An 18765-nucleotide genomic window follows, 5' to 3' on the forward strand; every position below is an offset into this window, starting at 1 on the left:
GCTTCTAGTTGGCTAGTAAGCTCTACTCTTGCTGCAGTCAGTACCTCGACTTGTTCCCTAACCTCCCTAACCGCTTCCCGATCACTCGCCAAAGCAGCAATCAACTCATTCAAATTGCCAGATTGTCTGGCCACTTCCTGCATAATTCCTGGAGGTAATTGAATTGCAACTATTGGGGCAACCGGAAGTTCTTCACGAGGGCTCACATCAGCGAGTAAGCCTTTAAAAAAGGTTTTTGCAGGATCTTTGGCCTCTTTTTCTAATTGGGCGAAAAGACTTCTTCGGAAAGGGATAGACAGTGCGTCACTGTGTAATAGTTTCTCCAGGGTTTCGTGAAGAGCCTCATTTTGAGCTTTTTCAATTAACCAATCTTTATTAACCAACAAAGCGACCAGCCGTGCTTGTTCTAACTCGGGTTTGAGAGGATTCGCTTTAGCACACACTGCATCAAGTAATTCATTGACAACTTTAAATTGCTTTACTTCACTTTTTTCAACGGCTAAATAATTTTTAAGCGGATTAACCGGGTGTGGGTTACTCAGAAGATGAACTAACGTCTTCTCAGTAGCAGCACCACAATGCGTTTTAACTTTAGCAAGCAATTCAGTAAGGAATGTAAACTGCTCTTGTTCTAACGCATAATTAAGCAGGGTTTTGCCACTCTCATCGCTTTGTTTAAAAAACGCCGTCCATTCTTCGGCAGATAACTCAAGCTTTTCACCAAGTCGAATTAATTCTTTTACGCCCGCAAAATTACCGTTTTTTGCAGCAATTAAAGACGGGTAAGCCTCTGTACCAACTGGGGACTTTAATAGAAAGTCTTTGGCAAGCTCTCTATTTTCTTCCAGATTTGTCCATGCCAGATCTTGCGTCCCTTCATCACGCATGAACAGATGGTAAGGCGAAGTATCATCAGGCGGCAACAGAATGGCCAGAATGGTTTTCGCATCGATTTTCTTCCCAGGTTCAGGATTTAAGGCATTGTATTTAGCAATGATCTGGTTAAATAAGGTCTTATTACCAAGAACTGCACAAAGATGAAGAGACTCTTTGATCGCTTTAAAATTAGCATCTGCAGAGAGCTTGGCAGTTACTTTGGCAGTAGCTAAGGCTTCTTTTTGCTGCGCACGCTGCACTGCCGCAGTCTCTACCAATTTAGATTGTTCTACACTAAGGCCCTCAATAGTTAATGTCTCATCGATTCTTTTAAGTTCCCGTATGGCAAGCACAAGTGCTTGACCTCCGCTGCTTAGCGCTTTTAACGTATTCAGATCTTTATCATGTTTACCAGCAGCAATTTCCCCAGCCAACTTAGCCATCGCTACAGCCAGTTTAGCGCCTCCTATTACGCTGTTGGTTACCTCATCAAGTACACGTGCTGCGTCCTCAGAGTTCGCTGTTACTTTCTGCCGTTTACGTTCCGCGGCTACTGCCATGATTGCAGAGCTATACAACTCATCTATAAAAGTTGAACGTTGAAGTGAAAGAGTTCCATCTATTTCTTTGAGCCTTTTATGTGCATAGTAAGAGAAATCACCTTTCTCTAAAAACACCAATTGCCCATCATGTCGACCCTCACTAATTTCGCTGGCAAACATGGCAATTGCTGTGGCCCACTTCAGATTTTCTTGCGCAACATCGATCTCTTTTGCCTTTCCTTGTAAGAGCTCCAAACGCTTCGCTGCAACTTTCTGCAGAGATTTATAAGCCTGCTCAGTCAGATTTAACTGGTCGCAACCCTCTAGTGCTTTGAAAGGTCCGTTATTTGTAGCCTCAACAAGGGTGCGTAATACGCCAGGATCATCAAGGTTACTAATTGTTTCCTCAACTAATTTTTCTGCTTCTTCATTCGGGAATAACGCTAAAATGGTTCCTAACTGAACCTCATTATTATTACGAACAGCGATATGCAAACCATTCGTTGCCCATTTAATATGGGGTGCAGTAGCCAGGCGCTCCGCTCCAGGACCATATTCCTGCATCATGAATTTGAATATTTCTGTTTCAGAGGCACCCGCTCTTTTTAACGTATCAACCAGGCTATTGAAAACATCAGTCATTCCCTGCTCTGCGGCATAATGCAGTAAACCATCTTTGACAACAGCCGCAATAAAGTCCGGATTCGATTTAGTAATTTTACTGAGTAAATGTTTTAGAAGTTCATTTTGACCTTGCGCAATACATTCTTTTAATATGTGGCGACCAGGCGCTTCGTCCTCCAAAAAAATATGATTAATTTGATCTTCAGGCAGTACTCTATCTAAAACAGCCTTCACTTGTCCGACTTGTTCCGGATTACTTGGATAAGTAAACAAGATATCCAGGTGCTTTACATTGCCCGTCTCATTCAGTAAGTGAAAGGTTGCTGTAGTTTTTCTAATTACCGATTGCAGAACATCGCCTTTTGCCAAGGCTTGCTGATGCCCCAGATCGTTTAATTGTTCATAATCTTTAATGCATTGTTGAGCGGCTGCCAACTTTTCTTGCAATTCGACTTTAGTGTAACCCTGGCCACTAGCAACTACTCTCCGAGCATCGGTGAGAATGGCATCGATCTTATCGATAAGTTTTTGCTCTGGACTTTGAGCCCCTTTAAGACGGGCAGCTTCTGCCAATGATTGCTGCAAGCCTTGTAGACGGCGATAGATATGGAGAGGTGCCCCTTCACGCTGGTTAGACGGAATGAACATGATGGCGTCTTTTTTAGTATAGACAGCGCCGGATTCAAAATCATGTCTACTAACATCACCACCACAGGCAAAATACCTATTAAAATTATCTAAATCAGTAATTTTTAATCCCTGAGGATCTTTACCATCAGCTTCCAAAACCCTTGGTATGACATAATCACCGACCGCACGTCCCCTAACCAGGCTGAAATAAGCCTGACGGTTACAAATACCGAAAGCCATCGCGGTCAATGACCAATCATCCATATAGGGATTGGCAGGGGTATCAAATACGGTATTCATTTCCGGGTTAGGTTTACTAGTATCCGATAAAGGTATCGCGCTTCTGTCTCCACCTTCAGGGGTGATATCCAGGACCTTGGGACTAATGTAAGGCAGGGTACCATTACGTGCACCATGTAGAATTTGTAAAGTGGGCTTAACCCCAAAAATGATCTCTCCAGTTTCGGTTTCCTCCACAAAACGTCCACTGGCATCAGAACAATATTTACCAGCCTTCGTTGTCGTGGTTACCAGGCCCGCGCCAAATGTTTCGGTAAAAATTGTCTCCAGAGGTTTTTTATCCCCATGGTAAGTTGCTTTAAAACCGCCAGTTGCCCAGTCAATATACTTGACCTGATAACTACCATCTGGATTTCTCTTATAAAGAAAGTTTTCTGGTTTGATATCATTATGACTAAAACCCAAGTCCGCAAACTCCCGGGCTTTACTTACAATCGCCTGGCCCAAGGCAAGCATTTCTTTTAAATCCTTTGTCTTTTTCCCAGGCACACTCTCAGGTCGCGTTGAGGGATCGTGATATTCAATAGCACCTTTTGTATAAAGGTTTAATTCGGCATTGGTTACATCCGCTAAAGTATCACCCTTTGCACGTTCAGTTAGAATCTGATATTGGTCGGGAGTTTTATCCTTTTGATACAATTTCACCGGTTGTTCTTTTTTCGCAGCTTTTCTGGGTTTATCTTTTTCTATCCAATATTGGGTACCTCCAGAGAGAGCCCCTTTTTGTGCTTTCTCTGCTTTAGAAAGATTTTGCAAAACATCACTTTCAATACGGTATAGAGGATCATCCCGTGCGGTGATAGGTCGCGTTCTTAAATTCCCACGACTCGCAGCAGCAAAGGTTGGTGAGTCTGGATCGGCGTCAGGCACATAACCTTTTTTTACCACCTGGTTTAAACCAAACAGTAAACTTTCAACCTCTTTGACAGAACCATATTGGCCAACCCCTAAGAGCCTGCTATGAGTAAAGAAACGACCTTTCTTTCCATAAGCTTCTTCTAAGCCCTCAAAAGGTGCAATCACACCACGACTACCACCATAGGAAAAAATAAACTCGCCACCCGGTGGTTTCACCAAAGAATAGGGGAGTTTTGTTGAGCCTAAGTCCACGGCAACCGGGCTACCTAAAACAGGCTCTCCGACTGAATTTAGTACCACGACGGAAATTGGACCAGTCGATGAATGTTTTACTTTGAATCGTACATCGGTAATGTCTGTAGGTTTTATTGCTGCCGCAATCTGTTGCACAATGGAAAAATAGGCATTTTGCTCCGCATCACTAATAGCGGGTTCGCCTTTTTGAGTACGCTCAACCAAGCGAGCCATTTCTGTGGCCATACCTTTGATTTCCGCTTCCATACGTTCAATGTCTGGCCCCTTCAAGTTCAAGGTGTCTTTCATCGCCCGGTATTCAGCTAGAAAAACTGCTTCTACTTTAGCAGCCACATTCTCTCCGCTTCGGAAAGCCGCTTCCAAAGCCTCGGCTCTTTCCCGTCTTTCCCGGGCAGAAGTAACCATGACTTGTGATTTTGTGATAACAGGACCAACAGCGCGTTGGGAAGCTAAAGGGACAGTTTCCAGGTTTAATGTAGAAAGCCTGGTATATGCAGTCTCGACACTATCCGCAATACCCGGAACTTCTAAAGCTTGCGTGTAGTTACCTGCCCTTATAAGTGCGAAAGCAGTTTTGAGCTTTGGATAAGTAACAGGTTGTACTTCCGAAGCATTAATAGCATTTTCTACTACTTGTACTGAAGCGATAGATTGTAACTCCAACAATTTGCGGAGGAGTATTTCGCCATCACCTAACCCCGCTTCACTAATTTTAAGACTCTCTTTGGGAATGCTAGCTTTAATACTATCTAGTGCTTTTTGACAAGCCTCCGCTTTTTCTCCAGTCAAACCTAATTGAGTCAGTTTGCTTTGAATTTCTGCTAAAGATTTTCCTTTTATAGATACACTTTCGAGGCAATCGGTAATCTCTGTACTATCCGTAAATTTCTTGAACATCCCTCTGAAATCACGACCAAACCCGCCATTTGATTTAATGACTGTATAAAGAGTATCTAAAAATTTCTCAGTCAGGCCGAAATAATAGAGATTGACACTTATTTCACCCTCCCGAGAAATTGACACTGTAGGAGTAACGGCTTCCTCAGCAAATATGTCCAGTACGCATTGCTTGATTAATGTTTTATCACTCCGTTGGATTAACGTTGGTTTTCCTCTGGCAGTTTCCGGTGGTATTAGGATTAATCTTTGATCAGTTGCCAAAAGCCTCTCTACAGGATTGGGATCCTTAAGTGTTGGTTTTGGAATTGGAACTTTGACATCGGCTTCAGTAAACACCTGTATTCTACTACCCGATTGAATCCCATAGCTGTCTCTTTGCCTCCATAAGGAATCTAACGCTTCTTCAAATTTTTGGTAGGCTGGGATTGTTGGATAGATATATTGAGCTTGTCGAGGTGTAAAAATTTCTTTACCTGCTAGCAAGCGTCTTTCTGCCAAACCCGTAAACAAATCATCAGCAACAGTGCTTTTAGTGAATAACTCCACATCCCTGATATTTCTTGCCCAAAATAAATCACGAGTAAGGTTTGCTTGGGTTTTTCTTGCATATTCGCGGCGATCTTCCTGGCCAAATCTTAATCGATCGAAGAGTGCCTTTCGTTCTTTAACCATGCCGATTTTAGCTGAATTATCCCAATCACCTTTTTGGGTTATTTTGAATTTACCTTCTACACCCGCCAGTAAATCCGCAACAGAATGCCCTTTGCTATCTTTATATTGGCTTAAATTATCGATGATCGCCGAGGCTTCTACACTAGGTAATTTTGTGCGCAATTTTGAAAGAAATTCTTTGTATTCATCATATTGTGCAACCTCTGCAGCGGCTCCTACTTTTGCGCAATCACGGCGTACAATTTCGTAGAATCCCATCTGTGCGAGTCTTTGGCATTGATTTCGCAGGTGCACATCATCAGGGTGACTTTCATACATTAAAGTCGCTTGCTTAATCATGTCCGTGATATTATCCAGCGATAACGTCTGCAATTGTTCTTCTTGTTCTGCTTGCCCAAGTTTGGCCAGCATTTCAACATAGAGATTGGTTTGTAGTTTTTTAACGGGGGCAGGAGCGTCAGCGAGGGTATCGGCCAAGTGTCTGATATTACGGAAATTTTGAGCAAATTCGCTAATAAAGAGCGCGGTATCACCAAGGGCTATCGGTTCTTCCAAATTAACCTTGACCAAGTCTTTAAGAGCCAGCATGCGGGCTTTAATATCGACATTAATTTCTTGTTGCTTTTGCTTGTAGAGTGCTAATTGCTCATCAGCAGCCTCATTACCTTCAATTCTTTCAGGCAATTGTGCCAATCGCTCTTCAATCGCTTCCGATTCTTTTTTTAATTCTTGATATGCATAAGCTATTAAAGCATTTTTAACGACACCCACTGATTTTTCAGAAAAATTAATGGCATTAATACCATTGATAAATTTCTTGCAATAAGCCATGTTAGAACCTCGCGAGCGGCTGCTTTTTATATATTTCTATAGATATATGTAAGTTTAACTTCTAATTATTAAGGTAAAATTAATCCACTATCTGATTATAGACGCATTAGACTGTATTAATTGGGATTCGATAGCTCAAAAATGAGCCATGCTAGTACAAGAGAGCCAAAAAGGCTATAGGTGAAAAGAGGTATTTTAACCTTTTGTTAAATTCTTAATAACTTCGCAACAGAGAGTAGTTGTTTTTTGTCAAATACTTATACATAGAAGATAAATTTTGTTTCGCGATGGGTATAGCTTAAAGTCACCAAACGATCATTTTAAATTTAAACTCACCAAACTGGCTTTATTTTCACAAAATTTTGAAAAATTAGGACTTATTAAGCATTCAATGGCAATTCAGCCATCTCTTAATCTCGCAGGCGGTATCAGAGAGTACTTCTAACAATTGCTTGTAAAGTTCTTCCAGTAATCGGACATGACCCGCTTTTCGATAACGCTCCAAATACTGGCAAGCATACAGCATTTTGGTGGTACCACAATATAAAGCACCACTTTTCATCTTATGGGCCAATTCTTCAATCAGAGCCCAGTCTTTAACAGCATAAGCTTTTTCCATCGCATTTTTGTCGTCAGGGATTGCTTCATCAACCATGACTTTGAGCAATTCCTTAAAAACCTTGGCATCACCCAGGATTTTGATTCCATTATTGCTATCAAGTAAAGGAAAGTTATTCAATGCAAATAATTGCTCTTCGGTGTCAGGTAAATCGCGCCCTAACTGACCAGTAACCGACTTTTTGACGGCCATCCCGGTGTCAGCAGAATGAATATATTGCTTTATAATTTCTTGCATCTTCTGTAAATGCAGGGGCTTTCTAATTAGTTGTGCTATCCCTGCGTTTAGATAATCGCTTTCGGTTTCCTCGAGAATATCCACTGTTAAACCAATAATTGGGATTGGTGTGCGGGACAACTCTTTTTCTCGCTCACGGATTGCCAGAATCACTTGCTCAACAGGAATTCCCGGTAAATTAACCTCCGTGAGTATTATATCAAAATGGGTTGCTTGCATTAGTTCTAAGGCTTGCTCACAGTTTATGGCAAAAGAAAATTGGCAACCAGCCTGCTGGATAATGATTTCAGTCAGGCGAGCAGCAATAAGATTATCTTCTATTAATAATACATGGGACAATTATTGGCTCCTTTCTCAATCCCATCGATAGTTTAACCCATTAAGCCTTCGTTTCCGCTCGAAGAAGCATAATAAGGGCCTTTTGGATTATTGAACGTCATAAACTGATGGTTAATAGGATAACATTTATCTTTATAAGTTATGAGTCTATTCGAGCGGCACGGCCCAATGAGCATTCAATGCAACATCCATACCGATAACTGATTGTTTGATAGTCATGCCCTCACTATCACCATCCAATAGTGAATATTGGTGTCTAACCTAATTTCATAGACTCTATCGACCATCCAACCATAACTGGCAACTAAAAGATAAGAGCCTTATTAAAAGCCCCCCACTGGATCAATTGACAACCATAGCAGGAACAACGTTTTCGGCGTTACTAATTAATGACCATCTAAAGGATGGATTTTTCATATAACGTTCTGTTTTGCCATTCTCTTGTAAGCCATTAAAACCACCCTTTGGGTGAGACATTACTTTTCGGCTCTTATCAAATAAATTGATAAATTAAACCAATATTCACCCTGATATTTTTCCTGGCACTCCCGCTCATAAGCGCTTACCATTGCTTCATTAATAATGGGTATTTCATTACTGGGGATTTGGCCATGAAAAAAGGCTATTCCATTGACAAATTTGCGGAAAACATCAAGGGAAGGCAAGGGTAATGCATGTTTCGGTCGTTCTATGCTGATGCGTTTAAAAGGTAGAGCCTGCATTCTTTCTTGTAAATGATCTAAATTCCTGTAATCCACAGGCGGCTTAAAACCAGCTAAACTAGGAAACTCCCCGGACGCTTTTACCGCCATATAACTTGTAATAAAAGGGTCGTCACCTGAAGGAAAAAGCGTCAAAATTTTTCCGCCTGGTTTTAAAGCGCGATAAATAGCCTGAAATGCCTTTTCAATACTAAAAGCACACCATTGCAAACACCAAAACGATACGATGAAATCAAATTGATTATCGAAAGTCATGGTTAATACATCATCTTGCTTTAGACTTACATTAGGGTAATTGGCCATTTCCTCCCGGGCTAACTTCAGCATATTCTCAGACGCATCAATACCAAGCAGCGTGCCCTGCGGAACTTTTGCGACAATTTTTCGAGTATAGGCACCATTCCCACAACCGATATCCAGGACCTGATCGGTTGGCTGTATCGTCAAATATTTTAAATAATTATCAGCAATGGTCGCTTGAATAAAAGAACCTATTGCATAATCATTGGCAGGCCACTCTTGCGCTGACATGTTCATTTCCTTGTTTTACATAACATTCGGCATGGTTGATGTGTTCGGAAAAACTATTCCTTACTTCAGATCCTCGCGACGGTATTTCCCTGCCATAAATGAGCGCGCAATTGTTTCTGTCAGACAAGTTAAATTCGAATTCATGCTGACAACGAGCGCCTCTGGCGTCACTTGAGTAAGCTTCAGGTGGTAATAAACATCACGTTTTTCAATTAAATCACGATCATGATAAATGATGTATTCAGCTCGTAATATACTGCTGCCATTACTCGCTATGGCAAAATCGGCAATATTGATTTGTAAATGGTAGTTGGGTTTGAATTTACTATCCCAGGGAAAGCTCTCAACCACGGCTCCTGGCAACAGGGTAGAAAGATTGGTTTCTACCACACGCATGATGTTCTTATCCAAAGCTTCAGCCCATTGATGAAACTCTTTTAACGCAATCTGATGTGGCGTGTAGTGAATCATTAATTGCGGTTTTTCAATATAAGCGGGGCAATTCACTTCATCGATCCCTATTTTTAAATAGCTATAAGTATTCGTTTGCTGCTTTTTCGGTGGAATAGGATTTAACACATAAAATTGCGATTCTTTACTGCGTCCGCAAGCAACAAGAATTAATCCTATTAAAAAAACAAAACCCAATCTGCCTATTCTCACTGTTTACCTCGCAATAATGATTCAGGATGCCGCGATAGATAATCAGTCAAATTTTGAGCTGAATAAGCAGCACCCGAGATCTGTTTTAACGTTTGGGTAAAATAGGTGAATACTGGCGGAGTATCTTCGTTAAGATTATTGGTTAATCTTTCAAAACTCTCTGCCATATTTTTAACTGCAATGATTGTTTGACGCATGTCTTCTGAACGAACAAATTTGCTAATGTCTTCCATCGTCTTTTTAGCGGTTTTTAATGCGTCATCTAAAGTCGTGTATTTATCAATTGTATTGATTGTTGGAAAAACGGGATAATTACGATAACGTGTTCGCTTATATTTATGCACAGGCAATGATTGAACCAGTTCAATATTTGCAACACCAGTTAAAAAATTGGGTTTGGATATGTCAGCAACATAACCTTGCTTGATGAGTGTTCGCATCGGATTACGTCGCAGTCCAAACGTTTTCTCAACAAAAAATTGTACATAAACGGGGATTTCCACTTCGTTCTTTGCCTTATTTTCCGTAATTTCTATTGCTGTAACTTGACCTATTTTCACCCCGCGGTAAGTCACTATTGACGAGGCTTCCAAACCGGTCAATGATCCTTTGAAAAACATCACATAGGTTTCCACCTCGGCACGTAAGTATTCATTGTAAAAAAAGATTGCGCCAAAAATCATTAAACTGAGTGCGCCAACAATAAAAATACCCACTAATGTGTAGAGTCGCTCCTGACGCATTACGCTCCTTAAAAATTAGAAATATTCAAATATAAGCTAAAGGCTGTCAGCCATAATAAGCCCCGGGTTATGATTCGAGACACCGCTTGCCTTACTGAGATATTTCTTACCGCTACATCATAATAGTAATAGCCTACGATGAGACTCACAATGGTACAATACACGGAGGTTTTTAAAATTGAGATAAATATTTCTATGAAGGTTATTGAACCTGCCAAATGCAGCAAATATTCATGAGTACTAATCCCTAACACAAAGTGGAAAGTTAGATAAACGCTAAAAATAAAGGCAGCCACTGTATAGGTGTAGAGAAGTAACGCTGTAATATTGATCCCAATAATGATCGGCAAAATATAATCCAGTAATACTTCCTGAGGGACGCGATGCAGTTTTGTAACTCGAGCAGTAATCAAATTCAAAGAAGATTGCACACACAGTACATAGCCGATTAATAAGGGAACAAAATCTCGTGTTAACAAATTTTGCACAACTGACAGTGCCTTATGTTGCAGATGATACTTGTTTAAAATATGGTGAAGATTGGTGGCTATAGACATTCCCATTAAGGCGCTAATAAACAATAAAGGAATGGCCAGCTTGGCACCAGAGCGGTAGATGGTTTTTATTATACGATCCCAGGAAATAACAGCGCGTCCCCAGAGAAACTCTTGCATGCAGTGCCATAAGTGGCCAATGAAGTGAAAAAAAAGTGTAACTGATGCAATAAACTTTATTACATTAAAACCTGCGCGCCTAAAAACATACATGTTCCAATCCTTGTGAAAAGAGTTCCATCAACCAGGCTCCGCCTCAATCATTAACCGGTAGATGCTTTACCATCCCAAGTTCTTATAAAGTAATGAAACCCTTTGGATAGCACTAATGCATTTATCCGACGCTTTTCGTTTTCTTACCTATCTTTAAAAACCTTAATAGGAAATGGCTTTAACTCGTTCTGTCCTTTTAAAAAATCAGTCACCAGATTCACCTGTGTGATCGTGGCTGACGAATACAGACCTTGTGTACAAGCTGATTTACTATAACGATTGGCGACAATAACATAAGGTCCTTGATTACTGACAACAGCACAAGTACAAGACGCTTTTGATGCATCATTCTTATCGATAGAACATGGCATATCGAAACACCAGGCCCAAGGGCGTTTATTGTCACAACTTATATAACCTTTAATGGGATAATAACGCGAGTAAATGATTTCATACCCTCTGTTACAAGGTTTTTCACCTGCAGAATAACCTTCTTTCACATCACATTTGCAAGATACAAAATCTTTCCTTCCCGGAATGGGTTCACACAAGGCAGTTGTACACAATGCATATTTATTTTTGCAAAGATTAAAACTGGGTGCGGATGTGGAGGCTGTCAGATTAAAATGTACTATCATCAGAACAGCAAACACCATTTTCTTCATAATAAAATCCTTCCTGATTTAGATCCAGACGCACACTCTTTTAGTAGTTTGCAGCAATTAATTGCTCTTTTTATCATAAGGAATTCACATAATTCTTCAATAACAATAGCAAGTTACTCTTCATTTACTAATTCCATCTCCGGGGTGGAAAAATAATATTCCAGCCGGTATTTGCGATAAAAATGTTCAGCCAATTTTGCATGCATGTAAGTACTAAGATGTACATCATCCCCAAACATATACTCTCTTTCTGAGGAAAAATCGCTTTTTTCTATAATAAAATCTGTAGATTGTATATAGGATTGTCTTCGTTTAGCGATGTCAAACCCATATTCCTCAGGGTTTTCATAAATTTCAGTAACTATCGAATTCACATCAAATACATCAACAGAGCATTGAGAGTGGGTCGCAGCAAACTCTTGGCAAGCTGTAGACAAACGCTCGTTAAAATAGAGCGAGCAGTCACGAGTATACTCACATTCTTCTTTCTTAGCCTGGTAACGAGGGGTTAACGAAAGATCAGGAAGATTAAATAAAACAAAATGGGAGTAATCATTCCTTACCAATTGAGCCAGATTTTCCATGCGGGCTTTTATAGCCAGATCAACATAATCACGAGAAGGACTGGTATTCACAGCCATTAAATCATTGGCACCAGACCATTCAATGACCAAGGTTTCTGCCTTATGTTTTTTTGATAACTCCAGCGCTTCATCATAGGCTAATAGTTTTTTACGCACTCCATTTAAAGTCGGCAAAATTAAACGGTTAAAGAAACAATCAAGGTTTACACTGGGTACCCAGCTATAATCATGAGCCGTTAATCCCCCCTCATCGTAGTTTCTAATAAAATTTTTACCCTTATGGTTAATAACCAGATCATTATTAAGGAAATAGCCCGTCTGCACTAAGATTTCGACCCGCCGCTCATGACTATTAATATTATCCGCAATAGCTGGAGCAGCACCTGATTCCTCAATGATGAATTCTTCGGCAATCATTGCGCTTAGATGATCACTCCAGATTAAACCTGTAGTAAATTTACTTAAAGAAGAGCGGCCTCGCAGACCACTCAGAGTACTCATCGGAGTAAACCCAAGTAAATTTCGCCTATCCAGCGTTCCTTGAGCAGAGAAACTATCGCCCATCATGATAAAACTTGAAATCTTCCAGAGTTTCATGATCAATCCCTTATCTATTTAATGGCCCCATCCTCGAAGTACCTGCTATTGAAATGGAGTATGACATTAATAGAAGATTGTGCACAATAACTGTTTTTTTAGCTTTTGTGATACCTGACGGGAAGATTTTTGCTAACCATCAACAAAAATAAATGGTTTGGGATGAAGCCACTGAAAGAGAAATATAGAACAAATACTAATGTGGTATTAATGCACTCAACAGAAATTATTTAAGACCTATGGCATTCTGCTAGCTTGAACATCAAGCCAGTAGAAATATCAGCCCGCTATCGGTGTACTCAGGGCTCTCACTATACAATCAACTTCCTCTACCCTTTTCTGGTGGGCGAGACAATGCAATGGTCTAAATAAGCGAGGGGAATGATTGATTGGTGCTCGAACAGCAGGTAATTCTACTATAGCACCGCCGTGATTATCACCACTACCAACAGGGGTTTCTTGTGGACCCCCGACGTGACTATCATCACTACCGACAGGGGTTTCTTGAGGACCACCGCCGTGATTATCAGCACTATCAACAGGGATTTGTTGAGGGATAGTGCTAAGGGTGGTTGTAACCTCACTAACCAGTTGGTTAACAGACGATTGGAGCTGTGCTTTGTCGCTATCTTCTAAAACCTTTTTCAAACTTTGAAATTCAGTATTACCTACTTCCTGCAAACGCGCCAAGACTATTTTGGGTGTCTTGTCATATCCAAGCGCCAGATTGCTATGAATATCGTACCATTCTAACCAGAGAGTACGGCGTCTATTAACATTTTCCATTCTTCTGATTAAATCTTCTTCACTGAGGGCTTCTTTTGACTGATACCTTGCTTCGATCTCTTCACAACGTTTGAATTCATCAATATAAAAATTTCTAACCATGGTTGCCTTTTCATGGTTGCCAAAAGCACTGGTCATTCTAGGATTAATTTGAAACTCGGGAATTTCAAACGTACCACCATAGTAGAATTGGCGCGCTTTTTGATAGAGATCATTTTTTACCACAATGTATTCAGCAGCAGCTCTCAAAGCAACCAACACGGTTGGAATTAAGATGAAAGTAAACACCAAATCAGAGAGGCCTAGCGGATTGAGTAGAATGGCCGTCAAAACAATCGCAGTGACGGCAACGATCATTGGCATTACCATTCTTGCAAATTTAAAAAACGGGTCCTTTTCATATAAACCAATGTTACGGTATTCTTCATAAATGGGACGAAAAGGTGCAAGCAAGCTTGCAATAATCGCTTTGTTTTCATTAATTTGAGTTGCAAAACGACTGTAGTTATAAAGATCGAGGAGGGCAAGAAACGAACTCTCGTTTTGTGTTGCAAAACTGGTAGCCTGAATAAAAGCATGTGCATCTGCCAGCTTGTTGACCAACTCTGTGCCGCCATTGACTAGCCTATTATTCCAAAGACCAGACAAGGAGTTCACTACAGCTTGTCCTCGCGGTTCACTTGGTATTATCCATTCTTTACCATTAATGAGAAGCAGCTTTTCAATAATATGGTTGCCAAGCTCTTGCTTGTACACTTGAAGCCAATGGTCTAATAACAGCGCTTCATTATCATTAAAAGCTTGCATAATTTTTTTGGCAATACGGTTAGCCTGCCTTTGATTGAAATTATGCAATATCATTTCATCAGGAAGATTTTTAGCAGTTGCCTGTTGTAAATAATAAAAAACCACTTCGGTTACTAGCATTTCCTCTACTTTCGCCGTATTGGGTTCTTTCTTTTGCATTTCAACGCGGTACCTGGCACGCAATACGGCGATGGCACTTTCTTCATGTGGAGGCAATGGATTGTTAAGCAAGGGGAAAGCTTGAGCCAAAGCATTCGCACGTTCATCTAACAAAACGATTTTTTGGACAATTTTTTGTTGGCGAATTCGCTCTCTTTCCTGGATGATGGCTTTGCAGATATCAACCATTTCGGGGCTGGTAAAAAGGCGTTCCTCCCAATCGGCAATAATCTTTTTCTTTTTATCCTGTATCTGCTTCAGAGCCGCAGGATTCGTAACGTCTTGTTCCTCCTCGAGAAGAGGAGGGATGCTAATTTGTAGAACCCTGGAAAATTCAGCCTGGGTAAGTATACGTTTCTGTTCAGGGGTTAATAATTTAAATTCAGGGTATTCAGCCCTTAATATCTCCCAAATAATTCGCGCGACAACTTTCTTATATTCATCTGTTTGTTCAATATCAATCAGCAATCGGGTTTTTTGCGCGACAAAGTTTTGTTTAGCTTGGGCATAGATTGTTTCTGGGGATGAAAAAAGGACTTGCCACCAGGCTAAAGAGGAACGAATCTCTTCTATCGAAGTTAAGGTATCCTTAACTGCTCTAATAAATTGCAGGCCTGCTGGAGAGCGCTCAAAAGTCTTGCGTTTTCGCCGATTAAGGAGGCCGTAACCAGGTATATACCGATTAGCTATATCCAAAAATTCCATATGTCAGGCCATGTCATAAAATAGAGGTGAATCTTACGCCTCAAAGCTTAACATTTTATTATGTATTCACGCCACTGCAACAGATAAAAATATTCAGTTTAATCAAAATTAAATCAAAATAATTATTAAAAATACAATTAGACCTCTTATGATCCATGCCCAGAGAATCTAGTCATGCAGTTTGGTGCCGTAAACCCGATCACCGGCATCACCTAGTCCGGGGAGGATATAGCCTTTTTCATCCAAACATTCGTCAATTGCTGCTGTATAAACCGGAATATCGGGATGTTCCTGGTGAAAAGAGGCAATACCTTCCGGGGCAGCCAATAAACAAAGAAATTTAATTGATTTCGGCTGCACTTCCTTAATTCGGCTGACCGCTGCAATAGCACTATTTCCCGTTGCCAGCATTGGGTCAACCACAATAATATCCCGATCTTTAATATGTTCAGGTAATTTATAGTAATACTCTACGACCATCAAAGTCTTGGGATCGCGATATAAACCAATATGACCGACACGCGCAGAAGGTATTAGTTGTAACATGCCATCTAAAATTGCATTACCAGCACGCAAGATAGAGACAAAGACCAATTTCTTCCCTTGCAAGACTGGCGCCTGCATGGTCGCAAGAGGGGTTTCAATTTCTTCATACTCAATCGGTAAATCACGGGTCACTTCGTAAGCGAGCAGCATACTCACTTCTTGCAAAAGGGTGCGAAACTTCACAGTACTGGTATCTTTCTTACGCATGATGGTCAGTTTGTGTTGGATAAGTGGATGGTTTACTACAACCACATGTTGATCAGTCATTATTCTTCCTTTTTAAAAAACAGTGCCATCACTAATAATCTGGATAGGAGGATTACCCTCGCTACGCCGTAGTTTGGCTATACGCCGCCCAGCTTCCCAAGTTCCCCCCTGCAGAATTTTAGCCAAAGGGAGAGCAACAGCATCCATCTGTAACTGCTGACGAATGGTCGTTGCCAACTCATCCAACAAAGCCACCGTTAGAGCCCGCCATTCAACAATAGCCTCTGCTCCTGGGCTATGTGGCTTAAGAAATAACTCTTTATTTTTTACCCGCAGTAAGCCCATATCGATTAGCAAACCACCATTACGGTATTCAGGTAGACCAGTCAGCTCATCCAACTGGGTTACCTTTATTCCAGACCATTCTAAAGGTTCGACCAAAGAATAGGTTAACCATTGAGATAATTTATGGAAAGGTATCAATTCGGAACCCAAGACATCTGTCTTCAGCTTGGGATGGCACCAAACATCTCCTAAGGCGACACCCTCAAATTGTAATCGCGTCGGCCAAACTTCAGTAAAAGCCGCTAATACAGCTTGAAAAATTTGACTCGCCCTAATCGTCTGATTAACTTGTAAGGATGAAATATAAGAATAAAAATTACCCAGACGCCGTTCCTTCCCAAAATAATGGCTCTGTTTGCTAATGGCCATTCCTAAGCGATTAAGTAAAGCTACTCGTCCTTCTGCTCCTTCAAGAACATTGGTATTCGTTAGCTGGAAAGCCTTGGTCAAATCGGAATGGGCAAAAGTCAGTAAGCGCTCATAATCAACACGCCAAGGCTGGTTTGGATCGCTACTAAAAACCCCACTGAGATAAAGAGCTAAACTGGCTATCGCCAATCCTTCCGAACGGTTATATTCTTGGCCAGTATCTGAATCAAGATAACGCCAATAGTTACCTGCACCAGCATCCAGAAAAACACTGATAATGACTAGCTCATAAAAAATTTTACCTTGCTCTTCCTGTGATAAACCGTGCAAGCGAGCAGTCAAAGCATTGATCCTATCAATACCACCCGTTGTAAAATGCCGCCAACGACTATGATAGGGGATTTCCAGGGTAGGATATTGATCATGGATAACATCTAACACAAAAGCGGCAGTTGCTGACATTTGTTCATTATCAACAGCAAAATGCTCCAATTGCTCTTGGTATGCCAGACTCAACAGACGCTGGGCTTGTTGACGAATAGTTCGCGGATCTTGCAGAGTTTGCAGCACGCTATTCGTTGACTCATTATCACTCATCAAGTCCACGTCCTTTTGGTATGGCAAGTTCGTTAATATCAATAATTCGATCCGGCGAGAAATAGCCAGCTGCCCGTTTGGCATCCATTTCTACTTTGGCATCATTGGGTATTAATTCATCAGGAATCTTCACCCGCTCTACAACCTCTATACCTGCTCGCTCGAGGGCGGCAAACTTCATATTGGACATGGATACAAAACGATGAATCTTCGTAATACCAAGCCAATGTAAAACATCAGACATTAATTCCTGGAATCGTACATCTTGCACACCAGCAACACATTCAGTACGTTCAAAATATTTGGCAGCAGTATCACCACCTTCCTGTCTTTTACGAGCATTATAAACGAGAAATTTAGTAACCTCACCTAGCGCACGGCCTTCTTTGCGATTATATACAATGAGTCCTGCCCCCCCTCTTTGTGCTGACTCAACACATAACTCAATACCATGAACCAGATAAGGACGGCAGGTACAAATATCAGAACCAAAAACATCCGAGCCATTACATTCATCATGAATACGGCAAGAAAGTTCAATTTTTGGATCATGAATTGTCGTTACATCACCAAAAAAATAAGCCGTCAAACCACCAATTGGCGGCAAAAACACATCTAGATCCGTCCTGGTCACCAATTCTGGAAACATACCCGCTGTATGCTCAAAAAGAGTACGACGCAATTCGGCCTCAGAGACATTAAAACGTTCGGCAACGCCTGGTAAATACCATACCGGTTCAATGGCTGCTTTAGTTACCAGTACATCGCCTGACTCTTGCAGAATTCTACCATCTGGTTTCAAGCGTCCTTTTTGAATAGCATTTTGTAATTCAGGGATATTAATATGCGCTCTTGTGACAGCAATACTCGGTCTAATATCGTAACCAGCCGCTATTTCCTCTGCAAAAACATCCGCGACGACATGCCCCCAAGGATCGAGAGAAACAATTTTTCCCGGTTCATGCCATTGTTTATGGGGACCAATCACTACTGGTGGTGTTGTATCAGTTAAATCAGGTTTATGCTCAGGATTGAGGACACCCGCAGCAATGGCCAACGCCCGATAGACAGAGTAAGAACCTGAATGAGTACCTACCACATTACGATGTCTGATATTCGTAAGGGAAGCAATAATAGGCCCCCGTTCCTTTGGATCCTCCGCCCCCCACTTAATTTTCAGCGGCACAGCGATATGCTCAGAGGGATGAGAAGTTAAAACAATATGGCCCTTGGATTTTCTTCCTGACTCATTAATTGTTGACATACTAATCCTTGCAGATAGATAAATG

The 18765-nt window shown here is 41.0% G+C and carries 13 protein-coding genes; all 13 read right to left on the reverse strand.

All coding sequences use genetic code 11. The features are described from left to right. The coding region (locus Lfee_RS11830; protein ID WP_193786950.1) for a protein kinase family protein at window positions 1-6488 on the reverse strand (6488 nt) is incomplete at its 3' end. A 388-nt stretch (window positions 6489-6876) separates the two neighbouring features. Beyond that, a complete protein-coding gene (locus Lfee_RS11835) occupies window positions 6877-7683 on the reverse strand; it encodes a response regulator (protein ID WP_058447065.1) in 807 nt (268 codons plus the stop codon). Window positions 7684-8025: 342 nt separating this feature from the next. Further along, the gene (locus Lfee_RS17820) at window positions 8026-8160 is read right to left on the reverse strand and encodes a hypothetical protein (protein ID WP_256593757.1); all 135 of its coding nucleotides are present in this window, start codon (window positions 8158-8160) and stop codon (window positions 8026-8028) included. After that, on the reverse strand, window positions 8160-8936 hold the full coding sequence (locus Lfee_RS11840; RefSeq protein WP_058447067.1) for a class I SAM-dependent methyltransferase: 777 nt from the start codon (window positions 8934-8936) through the stop codon (window positions 8160-8162). Before Lfee_RS11840 ends, Lfee_RS17820 begins: the two co-directional genes overlap by 1 nt. 60 nt (window positions 8937-8996) lie before the next feature. Then, entirely contained in the window at window positions 8997-9599 is a 603-nt protein-coding gene (locus tag Lfee_RS11845; protein WP_238584928.1) for a PqiC family protein, read from the reverse strand. Continuing rightward, complete coding sequence (locus tag Lfee_RS11850) at window positions 9596-10342, reverse strand: MlaD family protein (RefSeq protein ID WP_238584929.1); 747 nt, start codon at window positions 10340-10342, stop codon at window positions 9596-9598. The genes Lfee_RS11845 and Lfee_RS11850 overlap by 4 nt, the downstream gene beginning before the upstream one ends. Before the next feature lie 8 nt (window positions 10343-10350). Then, on the reverse strand, window positions 10351-11109 hold the full coding sequence (locus tag Lfee_RS11855) for an ABC transporter permease (RefSeq protein ID WP_064088314.1): 759 nt from the start codon (window positions 11107-11109) through the stop codon (window positions 10351-10353). A 143-nt stretch (window positions 11110-11252) separates the two neighbouring features. Further along, window positions 11253-11774, reverse strand: coding sequence for a hypothetical protein (locus Lfee_RS11860; RefSeq protein ID WP_058447073.1), 522 nt, complete (start codon window positions 11772-11774; stop codon window positions 11253-11255). 113 nt (window positions 11775-11887) lie between these two features. Continuing rightward, window positions 11888-12955 carry an SGNH/GDSL hydrolase family protein gene (locus Lfee_RS11865; protein ID WP_058447075.1) on the reverse strand — a complete coding sequence of 356 codons (1068 nt, stop codon included), beginning with the start codon at window positions 12953-12955 and terminating at the stop codon, window positions 11888-11890. A 279-nt stretch (window positions 12956-13234) separates the two neighbouring features. Next, window positions 13235-15412 (reverse strand): hypothetical protein, encoded by a 2178-nt coding sequence (locus tag Lfee_RS11870; protein WP_058447077.1) that lies wholly within the window; start codon window positions 15410-15412, stop codon window positions 13235-13237. Between the two features lie 168 nt (window positions 15413-15580). Continuing rightward, window positions 15581-16225, reverse strand: a complete 645-nt coding sequence (gene upp, locus Lfee_RS11875; protein WP_058447079.1) for a uracil phosphoribosyltransferase — start codon at window positions 16223-16225, stop codon at window positions 15581-15583. A gap of 12 nt (window positions 16226-16237) precedes the next feature. After that, on the reverse strand, window positions 16238-17479 hold the full coding sequence (locus tag Lfee_RS11880; RefSeq protein WP_370446973.1) for a URC4/urg3 family protein: 1242 nt from the start codon (window positions 17477-17479) through the stop codon (window positions 16238-16240). After that, a complete protein-coding gene (locus Lfee_RS11885; RefSeq protein ID WP_058447083.1) occupies window positions 17469-18740 on the reverse strand; it encodes a GTP cyclohydrolase II in 1272 nt (423 codons plus the stop codon). The genes Lfee_RS11880 and Lfee_RS11885 overlap by 11 nt, the downstream gene beginning before the upstream one ends. Between the last annotated feature and the right edge of the window lie 25 nt (window positions 18741-18765).

Source organism: Legionella feeleii, assembly GCF_001467625.1.
Lineage (GTDB): Bacteria > Pseudomonadota > Gammaproteobacteria > Legionellales > Legionellaceae > Tatlockia > Tatlockia feeleii.